Genomic DNA, 13535 nt, shown 5'->3' with positions numbered 1-13535 from the left:
CCGCCCCGTGTTTCATTGGGCGCAGCATGGCGCGCTTGACGGCCGCCGACAACCGCCAGTTGGCCTAAGCGACGGAGATGTGGGACACTTCGGCAGATCCAGCCAAGGATCGGACGAACGAATCGGGGAGAGATCCAAGGATGAATAGGCGCAATTTCCTGGGAAAAGCCGCCGTCACAGGCGGTATGGCGTTTTGCAGCTGCAATCTGTTCGGCACCCGCGTTGCCAAGGCGGCCCCGGCGCGGCTGCCGGTCGTCGTGAACGGCAAACGAGTCAAGACGATCGACGTCCATTCCCATTGCATGTTCCACGAGGCCAACAACCTGCTTGGCCCACAGGCAGCGGCCCAGTTGGAGCCGAACATCAACGGCACCAAAGAGGTCTTCATCGCGGTCGAAGAGCGGCTGAAGGCAATGGATTCCCAGGCCGTCGACATGGAAGTCCTGTCTGTCAATCCGTTCTGGTTCACCGCCGATCGCGATGTGGCCGCGAAGATCTGCGACATCAACAATCAGAAGATGGCCGAGATCACCCATGCCCATCCCGATCGCTTCGCCGCTTTCGCCTCCCTGGCGTTGCAGGATCCGCAACTCGCGGCGCAGCAGTTGGAAAAGGCGATGAAGACGATGGGCATGAAAGGCGCGGCGATCGGTGACGTCGTTGGCGACGACGAGTTCTCCAACCCGAAATTCGATCCGGTCTGGCAGAAGGCCGAAGAGCTGGGGGCCGTCCTGTTCATCCATCCCCAGGGCGTGCCGGCACTGTCCAAGCGGTTGCAAGGCAATGGCTGGTTGACCAACACGGTCGCCTATCCGCTGGGGACGACGATCGCGCTGCAGCACCTGATCTTCGACGGCACGCTCGACAAGTTCCCCGGATTGAAGGTGTTGGGCGCACATGGCGGCGGGTATCTTCCGTCCTATGCGCCGCGCGACGATCACGCCTGCAGCGTTGCGCCGGTGTTCTGCAATCCCAATATCAAGTTGAAAAAGAAACCGACGGAATACCTGCGGCAGATTTATGTCGACGCCCTGGTCTTCACTCCCGAGGCCCTGCGGCACCTCGCCGCGCAAGTCGGCCCCAGTCAGATCATGCTCGGGAGCGACTATCCGTATCCGTGGGAGTTGCATCCCGTGGACGCGATCATGGCGACGACGTCTTTGTCGGAGAAGGATCGAGCAGCCATCCTTGGGGGGAATGCCGCGCGAGTGATGGGGATCAAGGGGTGATGTCGACCTGAGGGTTTCCGTCGTGACCGGGAATTCCTCTATTCTCCCAAGTAGAACTGCCGGATCAGCTCGTTATTGTTCAGCTCCTCGGCCGAATTCCCCTCGAAGGCGATATTCCCATGCACGATCACGTAGCCCCGATCGGCAATCCGGATCGCCTGGGTGAAATTCTGTTCCGTCATCAAAACGGCAAGTTGGAACCGATCCTTCAGCTCCTTGATCTTGTCGATCGTCCGCGCCACTAGCAGCGGCGCCAGGCCGACCGAAGGCTCATCGATCAGCAGCAGCTTCGGCGCCGACATCAGCGCGCGTCCCAGCGCGAGCATCTGCTGTTCACCCCCGCTCATGGAGCCCGCCAGTTGGTGCCGCCGCTCCGCCAGCCGCGGAAACGCCTCGAAGCAGAACTCCAGGTTCTGCTTGATCAAAGGCCGAGCGGATTTGCGGAAGGCGCCCATCAGGAGGTTTTCGGCAACGGTCAGGCGGGGGAACAGCCGTCGCCCCTCCGGCACGAAACCGATGCCCAGATCGACGATCGCCTCCGTGGCCATGCCGCACAGCTCATGCGCCTGCCCGTCGATCGTCGCGACGATCGATCCAGCGGTGGGACGTACCATGCCCATCACGCATTTCATGAGCGTGGACTTGCCGTTGCCGTTGGTGCCCAGCAGCGTGATCGTTTCACCCTCACCGACCGACAGCGATACGTTGTGCAGGATGCGCACAGCGCCATAACCGGCATCGAGCCCGGTGATCGTAAGGTTAGCTGCCAAGATACGCCGCCACGACGTCGGGCTGGCGGATCACTTCCCGCGGGTCGCCATCAGCGATCTTGCGCCCTGCCGTCAGCACCACCAGCCGCTGGGAAAACGCCAGCACTGCCCGCATGATGTGCTCGATCATGATGATCGTGATGCCCTGCTCGTTCAGGCGCATCAACAGCGCCAGGATATCGTCCACCTCCTGATGCGATAGCCCGGCCATCGCCTCATCGGCGATCAGCAGGCGCGGTTCCGAGGCCATGGCGCGGGCGAGTTCCAACTTGCGCATCTCGATCTGCGTCAGGTCGCCGGGCCTTTTCGCGGATTTGTCGGCGAGCCCCACCATGTCCAGCAATTCATGGCATCGCTGCCTGGGATCGGGAACCCCATGCGCGCGGCCCACATACATGATCGGCACCAGCACGTTCTCGGCCAAGGTCAGTGTGTGGAAGGGCCGCGGCAACTGGAAGCTGCGCGCCATCCCCAGCCGGGTACGCTGATGCGCCTTCAGGCCATTCAGCGCATGGCCGTCGAATTCCACCTGCCCCGAATCGTTGCGCAGCGTGCCGCAGAGGCAGTTGACCAGCGTGCTCTTGCCCGATCCGTTCGGCCCGATCAGTCCCAGACGCTCGCCCCGATCGATAGAGAGGTCGATGTTGGCCAGGGCAACGAAGCCGCCGAAGCGCTTGCCCAGGCCTGTGGCATTCAGGATCGTGTCCGTCATCGCCGGAACCACCCGACGATGCCGCGCGGCGCGGCGATGACGAACAGCACCAGCAGCAGGCCCACGATCAGCAGCGACAACGCCGAGGAGATCGTCACGGTCGCAACCTGTTGCATCGTCCCCAGCAACACCGCACCGATGACCGGCCCCGCCCAGGTCGACGTCCCGCCGATCAGCGGCATCGCGATGGTGTTGACGGCGTAGCTCAGGCTGAAGCCGGAAGCCGGGTCCAGGTAGGTAACGTAATAGGGCAACGGTGCCCCCGCCATGCCCATGAACGCGCCCGACAATACGGTCGCCAGCAGCTTGAGCCGCAACGTCGGCACGCCGGACGCCTCGGCCGCGCCTTCATCGTCGCGGATCGTCGCGAAGCCATAGCCGAGCTGGGAAAACTGGATGGCGCGAGCGGTGGCAACGGCGATCACGGACAGCAGCAGCATGACCAGGAACAGATAGCGGATATAGTCCCCGCCAAGGATCGGCGACGCCGAGGGGCGCAGGACATAGGCGCCCCGGGACCCGCCGACATAGTTCCAGTTGGTGATCAGCGTCTGCATCACCACCGCCATGGCCAGCGTGGCGATGGAGAAGAACGTGCCGCGCAGGCGCAGGGTCAGGTATCCCATCCCCAGGCCGATGACGCCGGAGACCACGCCGCCGACCAGCATCATCAGCGGCAGCGGCATCGGAAGCGCCTTGTGCAGCGCGACAGTGGAATAGGCGCCCAGTGCGAAGAACGCAGCGGTGCCGAAGTTCACGTAGCCGGTGTAGCCGCCGAGGATGTTCCATGCGGTCGCCAGCACGACATATTGCAGCACGACGTAGCCGGCGAAATACAGGTAGTCGTTGTCCACCAGGAAGACGCCCCCGAACACCGCGGCCGCGACGACCAGCAGGATCAGGATGAAGCGCAGGTTCGCCATCAGCGCCGCCCGAAGAGGCCGGCCGGGCGGATCGCCAGCGTCAGCAGCAGGAACCCGAATGCCACCGCCGGTGACCAGGACGGCCCGTAATAGGTGGCGGTGAAGCTCTCCACGATGCCCAGCGCCATCGCGGCCGACACCGTGCCCGCAAAGCTGCCCAGGCCGCCCATCACGCAGATGGCGAAGATCCGGCCGATATAATCGCGGCCGACCGAAGGCTCGACCGGCTGGATGATGATCAGAATGGCTCCGGCGATCGAGGCGCTGGCGATCGACAGCCCGAACGCGACGCGCTTGATACGGCTGGGATTGGCGGCCATCAGCCGGAGTGCCTGCGGATCCTGCGCCACCGCTTGGATCGCGCGCCCCACGAAAGTGTGGGACATGAACACCTGCAGCGTCGCGACCAGCAGCAGTGACACCAGACACGGCACCAGCAGCCGCAGCGGCAGGTCAATCACGCCCCAATGCAGGCTCGGTCCCACATATGGCGCCTCGACCAGTCGATAGTCGACGCCGAATGTCAGCGACAGCGTCACCTCAGTGATGAACAGGATGCCGAAGAAGAAGGCCAGGCCGCGGATCGCGGCATCGCCTCGTCGCTCGAACGACACGTCGTAGATGGTGTAGATCGCTGCGCCCAGCAGGTAGAACGCGGGCAGCAGGATCACGCTTGCCAGGATCGGGTCGAGCCCGAACACCGAATTGGCGATATAGGCGGTATAAGATCCCAGGATGATGAACGCCGGATGCGCGATGTTCACGATGTCGAGCATGCCGAAGGAGATCGACACCCCGATCGTCACAGCCGCGTAGAAGCCCCCCAGCAGCACCCCCGATACGAGGGCGTTTCCCCACAGATCGAAAGACAGGTCCATCGGTTCGCTTTTGACGTTTCCGAGTCCCTATCTGACAAAGCCGGATCGACTTGGCTAGGGGGCGGTTCCTGTCAAAGCCCCCTCACTGCCGCGTCGACCGCGTCCCCCAACCGCTCGACGATCGTATCGATGTCGGCAGCCTGGACGATGTAGGGGGGTGCCAAGATGATATGGTCGCCGTTCTTGCCGTCCAGCGTTCCGCCCATCGGATAGGCGGCGAGGCCTCGCGCCATCGCTTCGGCCTTCACCCGCTGATTGAAGTTCACCGAGGGATCGAACATGGATTTCGTTGCGCGGTCGGTGACGAACTCCAACGCCCAGAACAGGCCCCGGCCGCGGATGTCGCCGACATGGCGATGGTTGCCGAAACGGTCGTTCAATGCCGTTTCCAGCCGCTCACCCATGCGCGCGACGTTCTCCACCAGGCCGTCCTCGCGGATGATGCGCTGCACCTCCAGCGCGGCGGCGCAGGCGACGGGGTGGGCCTGATAGGTCTGGCCATGCAGGAAGCCACCGCTGCCGTTGGCCAGCGCCTTGACGATCCGGTCGTGGATCAGGATGCCGCCGATCGGCTGGTAGCCGCTGCCAAGGCCCTTGGCGATGACCTGGATGTCGGGGGTCACGCCCTCCTGTTCCCATGCATGCATGGTGCCGGTGCGGCCCATGCCGCACATCACCTCGTCCAGGATCAGCAGTGCGCCGTAGCGGTCGCAGACCTCCCGGACGCGCCGGAAATAGCCGGGCAGGGCGGCGACGCAGCCGGTCGTGGCGCCGACCACCGGTTCGGCGAGGAAGGCGGTCACCGTGTCCGGGCCGACGCGCTGGAACTCCCGATCCAACTCATCGATCAACCGGTCCAGGTATTGGGCGTCGGTTTCCCCGTCCTGCTTGAACCGGTAGGGGAAGCAAGGGGATACTAGGCTGTGCGCCGGCGACAGGATCGGCTCGTAATACGCTCGCCGCATCATGTTGCCCCCGGCGGCCAGCGCCCCCAGTGTGGTGCCATGATAGGATTGGCGGCGAGCGATGGTACGAACGCGCCGGGGCTGCCCGATCTCCAGGAAATACTGCCGGGCGAGCTTGATCGCGGCCTCGTTCCCCTCTGACCCCGAGGAACAGAACCACGCGCGCGTCAGCCCGCCCGGTTCGTCGTGTAGGATGATCTCGGCAAGGTCCTCGGCCGGCTGGTTGGAGAAGGTTCCGGTATGGGCATACGCCATGGCGGCGGCCTGGGCGCCGATCGCCTCGGCGATACGGCGGTTGCCGTGACCCAGACAGGCGACGGCGGCGCCGCCCGAGGCGTCGATGACGGCCCGCCCGTCCGCGGTGTGAAGATAGATGCCGTCACCGGAGACGGCGACCGGCGGAATTGCGCCGGAGCGATGGAGGACGCGGCTCATGAATCAGGTTCCGAAGCAGGGACGACCGACCATACGCGGTTGAACGCCGCAATCAACGCCGGTTCGTATACGTCGCGGACGGCCGCCCGAGGTCGCGGGAGGTATGGGACCAGCCCTCACGCAGATAGGTCCATCCCGTCACGACTGTCAGGCATGCCGACACCCACAGCAATCCCTGCCCCAGTGTCATCAGCGGCAGCGCATCCAGGCCCAATAGCGGAATCTTTGGCGTTCCTGCGAGCATCAACGCGAGGGCGGTCATCTGGAAGCCGGTCTTCCATTTCGCCAGATAGGTGACGGGAAGCCCGATACGGGCCTTGGCCAGGTATTCCCGCAACCCGCTGACCAGTATCTCCCGCAGGATGATGACCATCGCGGGATACAAGGTGTAGTGGGAGATGCGCATATCGCCCACCAGGCTCATGATCACCGCGGCGACCAGCAGCTTGTCGGCAATCGGGTCGAGCATCTTGCCGAGTTCGGACTCGATCCGCCGGGTCCGAGCCAGCTTGCCGTCGAAGTAGTCGGTGATCGCAGCGGCGCAGAAGACCAACGACGCCAGGATGTCACAGGTCTGGGCCCCTATCTCCACCAGCAGGACAATCACCGGGATTGCGGCGATGCGCGACAGGGTCAGGGCGTTCGGCAGGCCTATCGCCATGGGTGTGCGCCCCCCCAACGAGGCTTGGGACGGTTCTGGAGCCAGGTTTCCCGGGCCAAATATCCGAGCGAGCCGCGTCGCCCGGAGCAGGTCGCGTTCATTGCCTCGATCGCCTGTCAGCGGTGTTGCCGGTGGCAGTCCATGGGAGTAGTGGTCCGGAGCCCCTTGTGGTCCGTTGTCTGCGCCATGGTCAAGGCAAAGGGTCGCGCACTGGCGGCAGCCGCCGCCAGCCAGTGAAGCCGTTACGGGCGAATCATGGCGTCAAGTGCCTGATCCGCGGCGCGACCTCCTCCTTCAGCAGGCGCAGGGACGTGTGCCAAGCCTCCGGCTGCTCCGAATAGTCGAAGCCGAAGACCAGCAGGCCGCCGAAGCCGCCGACGTCGTTGTAAACCCGCTCCAGCTTCTCGGCCACCGTGGCAGGCGATCCGATCAGCCAGTTGTGCCGGGCGCAGTACTCGGGCGTCACGTCGGAATCCGGTACCGATGGATTGTGCTTCAGGTAATCCAGGAAGCCGAAATTCCCCAGGAGCGGCAGGAAGTATTCCCGCATCATGCGCCCCATCATGCCGCCGACCGACAGCCGCCAGGCTTCCTCGTCAGTGGGGGCGACGAATACCTCCCGCACCATGCGCCAGTCGCGCCGGCTGGGCGTCCGGCCGGAGCGGCGGGCGCCTTCCTCCACCGCTGCCCAATGGGTGGCGACATAGGCGGGGTTCAAGTTGAGCGACAGCGGCAGGAACCCGTGCTCCCCGGCCATTTTCAGCGTGTCGGAGTTCTTCGACAGTCCGGCCACGCCGATCGGCGGGTGGGGTTTCTGCAACGGCTTGATGTGCGGCTTGAGGAAACCGTACATCGTCTCAGGCTTCGTCACCTTCCAGAACTGACCTTGAAAGTCGAAGGCCGGCTCGTCACTCCACAGCCGCAGGATGATGTCGAGCGCCTCCCGCGTCATCTGCCGGTTCGTCCCCGATGTCCCGTCGACATGGAACATCGCCCAGTCGCTCGGCAGGCCCGAGGCGGCGATGCCAAACATCAACCGTCCTTCCGACAGGTGATCCAGCATTGCAACGCGGTTCGCGAGCTCCGCCGGATGGTGGTAGGGCAACAGAAAGCCACCCGGACCGATGCGCAGCCGTTTCGTCTGCAACAGCGCCTGCGCGATCAGCAGATCAGGCGCCGGATGCGGTTCCCAGGGCGCAGTGTGGTGTTCCCCGATCCAGGCTTCCGCGTAGCCCAACTCGTCCAGCCAACGGAGGGTCTGCAAATCCCAGTCGTGGCCGGCCTTCAGGCTCCGCTCCGGCGGGTGCGAGGGCATCGCGAAATAGCCGAGTTCCATGGCCTGCCTCCTCCCGTTCGTTGCACATCGGGGTGCATTATGCGGAGAGGCTGCGCGGTTCCGATGGCTCCGTCAACTTCGGTTTTCGGCGACAGCAGGCGCACGCTGGTCGCGGAGCCAGCCCCGATCGTCCACCCCCAATCGCGTCGGGCCGTGAAGACCTAATGGTGCCCCAGCATATGCTTCCCGATTTCCTGCGGATCGGCGCCCTCGGCGGGCATCTCATGCACCACCTGTCCCTCGTGCATGACCACGATCCGGTCAGCCAGCTCCAGGATCTCATCCAGATCCTCGGAAATCAGCAGCACCGCCGTTCCCGCGTTCCGTGCCGCCATGATCCGAGCGCGGGTTTCCGCGACGGCTTTGACGTCCAGGCCGAAGCACGGGTTGGCGACGACCAGCAGCCTCACGTCGCCGTCCAGCTCCCGCGCCAGCACGCAGCGCTGCACGTTGCCGCCCGATAGCACAGCGATCGGTGCCTCGGGCGACGGCGTGCGGATGCCGTAGGCTGCGATCATCGCGCGCGCCCGATCGGCCATGCCGGCGCGATCGAGCCAGAAGCGGCGCTGCTTGCCGGCGCCGGTGTCGAAAGCGCGCAAGTTCAGGTTGTCGATCACCGTCATCGGCGGGACGCAGCCGTTGCGCAACGGCTCTTCCGGCAGGACCCGTACGTCGCGCGCCTGAGACTCCGCGCGGCTGGCCGCATAGGGTGCCTGGTCCACCAGGATCTCGCCACCGGCGATGGGACGCTGGCCGCCCAGGACCTCGACAAGGTCCTTTTGCCCGTTCCCCGAAACACCTGCGATGCCGACGATTTCATGCGCACGCACCGTCAGCTTCTCGATCGACAAGCCTTTGCGGCCGCCTTCCGCTTCGGTTGTCAGGCCTGACAGCGCCAACCGGACGTCCTCGGCCGGCGCGCCGATCCGTTCGGCGCTTTTCGGCGCGTGCGGCTCGCCGATCATCATCGCCGTCATGTCGTCGGGGGTCAGGTCCCGCACCCGACCAGCGCCGGCCAGGCGGCCGCGGCGCAGCACGGTGACCTCATCGACGAAGGCGAAGACCTCCTTCAACCGATGCGTGATGATGACGATGGTCAGCGCGCCGGAATGCGCGAGGTCGCGCACCAGCCCCAGCATCTCGGCCGCTTCCTGCGGCGTCAGGACCGAGGTCGGTTCGTCCAGCACCAGGAATTTCCGATGCAGGTAGAGCTGCTTCACAATCTCGGTCTTCTGCCGCTCCCCCGCGGCGAGGCTGCCGACCTCGGCTTCCAGCGGCACCTTGAACGGCATGCGCTCCATGAAGGCGTGCAGCCGGTCGAGCTCGTCGCGCCAGTTGATCAGCGCAGGGACATTGGCGCGCGACATCACTAGGTTTTCCGCGACCGTCATCGACGGCACCAGGGTGAAGTGCTGATACACCATGCCCAGGCCCAGCGCGTCGGCGTCGGCCGGGCGCTCGATCGCAACCTCGCGACCGTCGACGATGAAGCCGCCGTCATCGGCGCGGTAGTAGCCCAGCAGGCATTTCACCAGCGTCGATTTGCCGGCGCCGTTTTCGCCCAGCAAGCCGTGGACCGTCGCGGGCTCGACTTTCATCGAGACTTCGGTCAGCGCATGGAATGCGCCGAATTGCTTGCCGATGCCGACGGCCTCGATGCCGATTGCAGTCACGGCAATTCCTTCAGGAACGTCGCACTGTCGCTGACCGCACCGAACACGCCGCCCTGCATCTTGATCATGTGCAGTGCGGCGGCGTGATTGCCGGCATCGGTGGCGCCGCAGCAATCCGACAGCAGCAGGCATTCGAAGCCACGATCGTTGGCGTCGCGCATCGTGGTGTGGACGCACACATCGGTGGTGATGCCGGACAGGACGATGTTGACGATCCCGCGCGTGCGCAGGACCAGCTCCAGGTCGGTGGCGTAGAAACTACCCTTGCCGGGCTTGTCGATCACGATCTCGCCCGGCAGGGGCGCGAGTTCGGGGATGATCTCCCACCCCGGTTCGCCGCGGGTCAGGATGCGCCCGCACGGGCCGGGATCGCCGATGCCGGCGCCGATCCGGCGTGACCGCCAGCGCTTGTTGGCCGGCAGGTCGGACAGGTCCGGGCGATGGCCTTCGCGGGTATGGATGATCGTGTAGCCGCGCGACCGCAGCGCTGCCAGCACCGAGCCGATCGGACCGATCGGCGCCCTGGTCAGCGACAGGTCGTAGCCCATCTTGTCGACATAGCCGCCGACACCGCAGAAATCGGTCTGCATGTCGATGACGATCAGGGCCGTGTTATCCGGCCGCAGCGCGGCGTCATAAGGCCAGGGATAAGGGTCCGCAGAAATGGTTGGCATGGTCAGCGTCCGATCGAAAGTTGCCCGGGCATGCCGCGCAGCGACCGGCCGCCCTGGGCGGTGATGATCAGTACCACAAGCGTCACGACATACGGTGCCGCATAGAACAGGTAATAGCCCCAGGTGATGCCGACGGTCTGCAGCGACGGTCCCAACGCACCGGCCGCGCCAAACAGCAACGAGGCATAGATGCAGTTGATCGGGTTCCAGCGCGCGAACACGACCAGCGCCACGGCCATCAACCCCTGGCCGGAGGACAGGCCCTCGTTCCAGCTTCCCGGATAATACAGCGACAGGAACGCGCCGCCGATCCCGGCCAAGGCACTGCCCGTCGCGGTCGCGAAGAAGCGCGTGCGATCGATCGGCAATCCCAGCGCCAACGCCGCGTCCTGGCTGTCGCCGACGATGCGCACGCGCAGACCGACACGGGTGGCGTTGAAGCACCAATGCAGGGCAATGGCGGCGGCGATGCCCAGCAGGAACAGCGGACAGACGGACAACGCGTTGCGCACCTGCGCGTTGTCCGACCAGAAGCCGAACGGAATGCCGGGCAGCAGAGGTGCGCTGGGCTGAATGTAGGGCTTACCGAAAAAGAACGCGATACCGGTGCCCGCGACCATGATCGCGATGCCCATCGCCACGTCATTGACCCGCTTCAGCGAGCAGATCGCCCCATGCAGCGCACCAAGCACCAGTCCCACGAAGGCTGCCGCCACCACGCCCGCCCACGGACTTCCCGTTTCATAGGAGGTTGCATAGGCAACCATCGCGCCAAGCACCAGGACACCTTCGTTGCCGAGATTGATGCGGCCGGCCTTCTCCGTCAGGCACTCGCCCAGGGACACGAACAGGAACGGCGTGCTGACCCGGAGCGAACCTGCCATCATCGCCAGCAAGACGGTGCCGACCGATTCCATCAGCCGTTCCCGCGCGGCTGGAACCAACGGAAGCGTCCGTACAGGGTGTCGCTGGTCAGGATGGCGACGAAGATCAATCCCTGCAGCACCTGGATCGTGGCATCGGGCAGATCCAACCGGCGCTGCAACAACCCGTCGGCCGCGCCCAGACCGCCCAGCAGCAGCGCCATCGGCATCACCACCAGCGGATTGAAGCGCGCGAGGAACGCAATCAAGATTCCCGTATAGCCGTATCCCGCGTTCAGCGAGGCATTGGCGCGCCCATACTCCGCAGCCACCTGAATTGCGCCGGCCAGGCCGGCGCAGCCGCCGCCGATCGCGCAGGCCAGCATGATCAGCTTCGTCACCGGAAGCCCCTGCAACTGTGCCGCTCGGACATTCCCGCCGGTTACGCGGGAGGCGAAACCGATGCTGGTGCGATAGATCAGCACCCAACACAGGATGCAGGCCAGGATGCCGACGGGCAGGCCGGGATGCAGGCCCAGCCACGGTACCGTGTCCAGCATGTTCTTATCGCCGATCCCGTAGGTCGACGGCTTGTTCAGGCTGGCGGGATCGCGCAGCACGCCTTCGACCAGGTGGTTGAACAGCGCGAGTCCGATATAGGACAGCACCAGGCTGGCGATCACCTCGTTGACGTTCAGTTTCGCCCGTAACCAACCACTGAGGCCGATCCAAACCGCGCCCATGGCCGTCCCTGCCCCCGCCATCGCCGTCCAGACGATCACCGGACTGGTATTGACCAGCGGCAGCGCGGCGACGGTGGCGGCGAGGCCGCCCAACACCACCGCCGCCTCGCCGCCGATGATCACCAGCCCCAACTGGCCCGGCAGCGCCACGCACAGCGCCGTCAGCAGCAACGGCGCCGCGCGCTCCACCGTGTTCTGGATCGAGAACCATGTGCCGAACGCCCCGCGCCAGACAAGCGCGATGAAATCCAACGGCGAGGCGCCAAGGAACAGCAAGAAGGCCGAAAACAGCGCTGCCGCCACGATCAGGGCGATGGCCGGCGCCAACACCGCCTCGGTCGACCGGCGGAGCGGGTACCAGCGATCGGCGGTCGTGACCGGCGCGGCTGGCGTGGTCGCCGAGGGGATGACGGTGCTGCTCACGTCCGTTACGCGATCGCGCCGACGACGCCCTCCACGAGGTAGTTGCAGGACTCCAGTTCGATCGCCGTTTCCGGATAGGCCTTGCCGGCCGGTACCACGACGTTGCCTTTGTTGTCCTTCAACGGTCCCTTGAAGACCGAGAAGCCGCCTTTCATGATCTCGGCCTTCACCGTATCGACGTTTTTGCGGCCGGCGGCGGATAGCGCGGGACCATACGGGGACATTTTTACGAACCCTTCGGCAAGGCCGCCGCGCACGAAATTGGGCAACGGTTTGCCGGCCTTCATCTCATCGACGAACTGGCGATAGACGGTGATCCAGTTCCACTCGGCCCCGGTCAGATAACCCTTGGGCGCCAGCTTGCTCTGGTCGGCGTGATAGCCGCAGACATAGATGCCACGGCGCTCCGACGTTTCCATGATGACCTTTGGTCCGTCGACATGGCAGGTGATCACGTCAATGCCTTGTCCAATCAGGCTGTTGGTGGCTTCGGCCTCCTTGACGGGCATCGACCACTCGCCGGTGAAAATGACGGATGTGGTGATGGTCGGATCGACGGAACGGGCACCGAGCGTGAAGCTGTTGATGTTGATCAGGACCTGCGGGATGGGCTTGGCGGCGACGAATCCGATCTTCTTCGATTTGGTCGCATGGGCCGCAGCGATGCCGTTGAGGTATTGGCACATGCCGATATAGCCAAAATACGACCCGGTGTTCATCGGGTCCTTGTCTTTCTTCCAAAGGCCGCCGCAATGGCGGAATTGGATGTTCTTGTACTTGGCCGCTGTCTTCAGCATGTACGGATCGAAATAGCCGAAGCTGGTGGGGAACAGCAGGGTCGCGCCGTCCAGCTCGATCATGCTCTCCATCGTCTTGGAGACGTCGTCGGTTTCCGGGACCTTCTCTTCTTCGACGACCTTCACGCCCGGCATTTTCTTCACCAGCGCCGCAGCCTGGGCATGCGCCTGGTTGTATCCGTAATCGTCCTTCGCGCCGACATAGATGAAGCCGACAACGAGGTCTTTCGCTGCTTGAGCCTTCTCGGGCACGCCCAGGGTCGCGGCGGCAGACAGGACAGCCGCACCTTGCAACAGCGTGCGGCGTGAGAACGAAGCGGATTTGCCGTCGGCCATGTGATCCCCCCTAGGAGCGGCCAACTGCCGCCCGTGCATGCAATATCGAGACTTATGCAGGCGTTGTGCCAGGCTGCGAGATGCACAGCATTTGGTAGAATTGCATACAATATGCTC

At 64.5% G+C, this 13535-nt stretch carries 13 protein-coding genes; 1 reads left to right on the top strand and 12 read right to left on the bottom strand.

What is annotated here, in order from left to right:
* The first annotated feature begins 140 nt into the window (after positions 1-140).
* Positions 141-1229 (top strand): amidohydrolase family protein, encoded by a 1089-nt coding sequence (locus tag VHB27_RS02540; RefSeq protein WP_325597352.1) that lies wholly within the window; start codon positions 141-143, stop codon positions 1227-1229.
* Between the two features lie 38 nt (positions 1230-1267).
* Here the strand turns inward: VHB27_RS02540 and VHB27_RS02535 are convergent, their stop codons facing one another.
* The 12 genes from VHB27_RS02535 to VHB27_RS02480 form a co-directional block, all read right to left on the bottom strand.
* Positions 1268-1999 (bottom strand): ABC transporter ATP-binding protein, encoded by a 732-nt coding sequence (locus tag VHB27_RS02535; RefSeq protein WP_325597351.1) that lies wholly within the window; start codon positions 1997-1999, stop codon positions 1268-1270.
* Complete coding sequence (locus VHB27_RS02530) at positions 1989-2711, bottom strand: ABC transporter ATP-binding protein (RefSeq protein WP_325597350.1); 723 nt, start codon at positions 2709-2711, stop codon at positions 1989-1991. The genes VHB27_RS02535 and VHB27_RS02530 overlap by 11 nt, the downstream gene beginning before the upstream one ends.
* Positions 2708-3634 carry a branched-chain amino acid ABC transporter permease gene (locus tag VHB27_RS02525; protein ID WP_325597349.1) on the bottom strand — a complete coding sequence of 309 codons (927 nt, stop codon included), beginning with the start codon at positions 3632-3634 and terminating at the stop codon, positions 2708-2710. The genes VHB27_RS02530 and VHB27_RS02525 overlap by 4 nt, the downstream gene beginning before the upstream one ends.
* Positions 3634-4512, bottom strand: coding sequence for a branched-chain amino acid ABC transporter permease (locus VHB27_RS02520; protein ID WP_325597348.1), 879 nt, complete (start codon positions 4510-4512; stop codon positions 3634-3636). The genes VHB27_RS02525 and VHB27_RS02520 overlap by 1 nt, the downstream gene beginning before the upstream one ends.
* A gap of 71 nt (positions 4513-4583) precedes the next feature.
* Positions 4584-5912, bottom strand: coding sequence for an aspartate aminotransferase family protein (locus VHB27_RS02515; RefSeq protein ID WP_325597347.1), 1329 nt, complete (start codon positions 5910-5912; stop codon positions 4584-4586).
* Between the two features lie 52 nt (positions 5913-5964).
* Positions 5965-6573 carry a CDP-diacylglycerol--glycerol-3-phosphate 3-phosphatidyltransferase gene (gene pgsA, locus VHB27_RS02510; RefSeq protein ID WP_325597346.1) on the bottom strand — a complete coding sequence of 203 codons (609 nt, stop codon included), beginning with the start codon at positions 6571-6573 and terminating at the stop codon, positions 5965-5967.
* Positions 6574-6826: 253 nt separating this feature from the next.
* Positions 6827-7909: an LLM class flavin-dependent oxidoreductase gene (locus VHB27_RS02505; RefSeq protein WP_325597345.1), complete on the bottom strand. Its 1083-nt coding sequence runs from the start codon at positions 7907-7909 to the stop codon at positions 6827-6829.
* Positions 7910-8070: 161 nt separating this feature from the next.
* Positions 8071-9582: an ABC transporter ATP-binding protein gene (locus VHB27_RS02500; protein WP_325597344.1), complete on the bottom strand. Its 1512-nt coding sequence runs from the start codon at positions 9580-9582 to the stop codon at positions 8071-8073.
* Positions 9579-10256: a cysteine hydrolase family protein gene (locus VHB27_RS02495; protein ID WP_325597343.1), complete on the bottom strand. Its 678-nt coding sequence runs from the start codon at positions 10254-10256 to the stop codon at positions 9579-9581. Before VHB27_RS02495 ends, VHB27_RS02500 begins: the two co-directional genes overlap by 4 nt.
* A gap of 2 nt (positions 10257-10258) precedes the next feature.
* On the bottom strand, positions 10259-11173 hold the full coding sequence (locus tag VHB27_RS02490) for an ABC transporter permease (RefSeq protein WP_325597342.1): 915 nt from the start codon (positions 11171-11173) through the stop codon (positions 10259-10261).
* Entirely contained in the window at positions 11173-12285 is a 1113-nt protein-coding gene (locus tag VHB27_RS02485) for an ABC transporter permease (RefSeq protein ID WP_325597341.1), read from the bottom strand. Before VHB27_RS02485 ends, VHB27_RS02490 begins: the two co-directional genes overlap by 1 nt.
* 5 nt (positions 12286-12290) lie before the next feature.
* Positions 12291-13418 (bottom strand): BMP family ABC transporter substrate-binding protein, encoded by a 1128-nt coding sequence (locus VHB27_RS02480; protein WP_325597340.1) that lies wholly within the window; start codon positions 13416-13418, stop codon positions 12291-12293.
* Positions 13419-13535: the final 117 nt, after the last annotated feature.

This window comes from Rhodopila sp., assembly GCF_035548235.1.
Lineage (GTDB): Bacteria > Pseudomonadota > Alphaproteobacteria > Acetobacterales > Acetobacteraceae > Rhodopila.
Note: the sequence above shows the minus strand (reverse complement) of the source record. Positions and strands in the feature narration are given on the sequence as shown.

Bases quoted from the DNA above. Each gene is read 5' to 3' on its own strand.
- VHB27_RS02540 (WP_325597352.1), top strand. From the start codon at position 141: ATGAATAGGCGCAATTTCCTGGGAAAAGCCGCCGTCACAGGCGGTATG.
- VHB27_RS02530 (WP_325597350.1), bottom strand. From the start codon at position 2,711: ATGACGGACACGATCCTGAATGCCACAGGCCTGGGCAAGCGCTTCGGC.
- VHB27_RS02525 (WP_325597349.1), bottom strand. From the start codon at position 3,634: ATGGCGAACCTGCGCTTCATCCTGATCCTGCTGGTCGTCGCGGCCGCG.
- VHB27_RS02520 (WP_325597348.1), bottom strand. From the start codon at position 4,512: ATGGACCTGTCTTTCGATCTGTGGGGAAACGCCCTCGTATCGGGGGTG.
- VHB27_RS02515 (WP_325597347.1), bottom strand. From the start codon at position 5,912: ATGAGCCGCGTCCTCCATCGCTCCGGCGCAATTCCGCCGGTCGCCGTC.
- pgsA (WP_325597346.1), bottom strand. From the start codon at position 6,573: ATGGCGATAGGCCTGCCGAACGCCCTGACCCTGTCGCGCATCGCCGCA.
- VHB27_RS02505 (WP_325597345.1), bottom strand. From the start codon at position 7,909: ATGGAACTCGGCTATTTCGCGATGCCCTCGCACCCGCCGGAGCGGAGC.
- VHB27_RS02495 (WP_325597343.1), bottom strand. From the start codon at position 10,256: ATGCCAACCATTTCTGCGGACCCTTATCCCTGGCCTTATGACGCCGCG.
- VHB27_RS02490 (WP_325597342.1), bottom strand. From the start codon at position 11,173: ATGGAATCGGTCGGCACCGTCTTGCTGGCGATGATGGCAGGTTCGCTC.
- VHB27_RS02480 (WP_325597340.1), bottom strand. From the start codon at position 13,418: ATGGCCGACGGCAAATCCGCTTCGTTCTCACGCCGCACGCTGTTGCAA.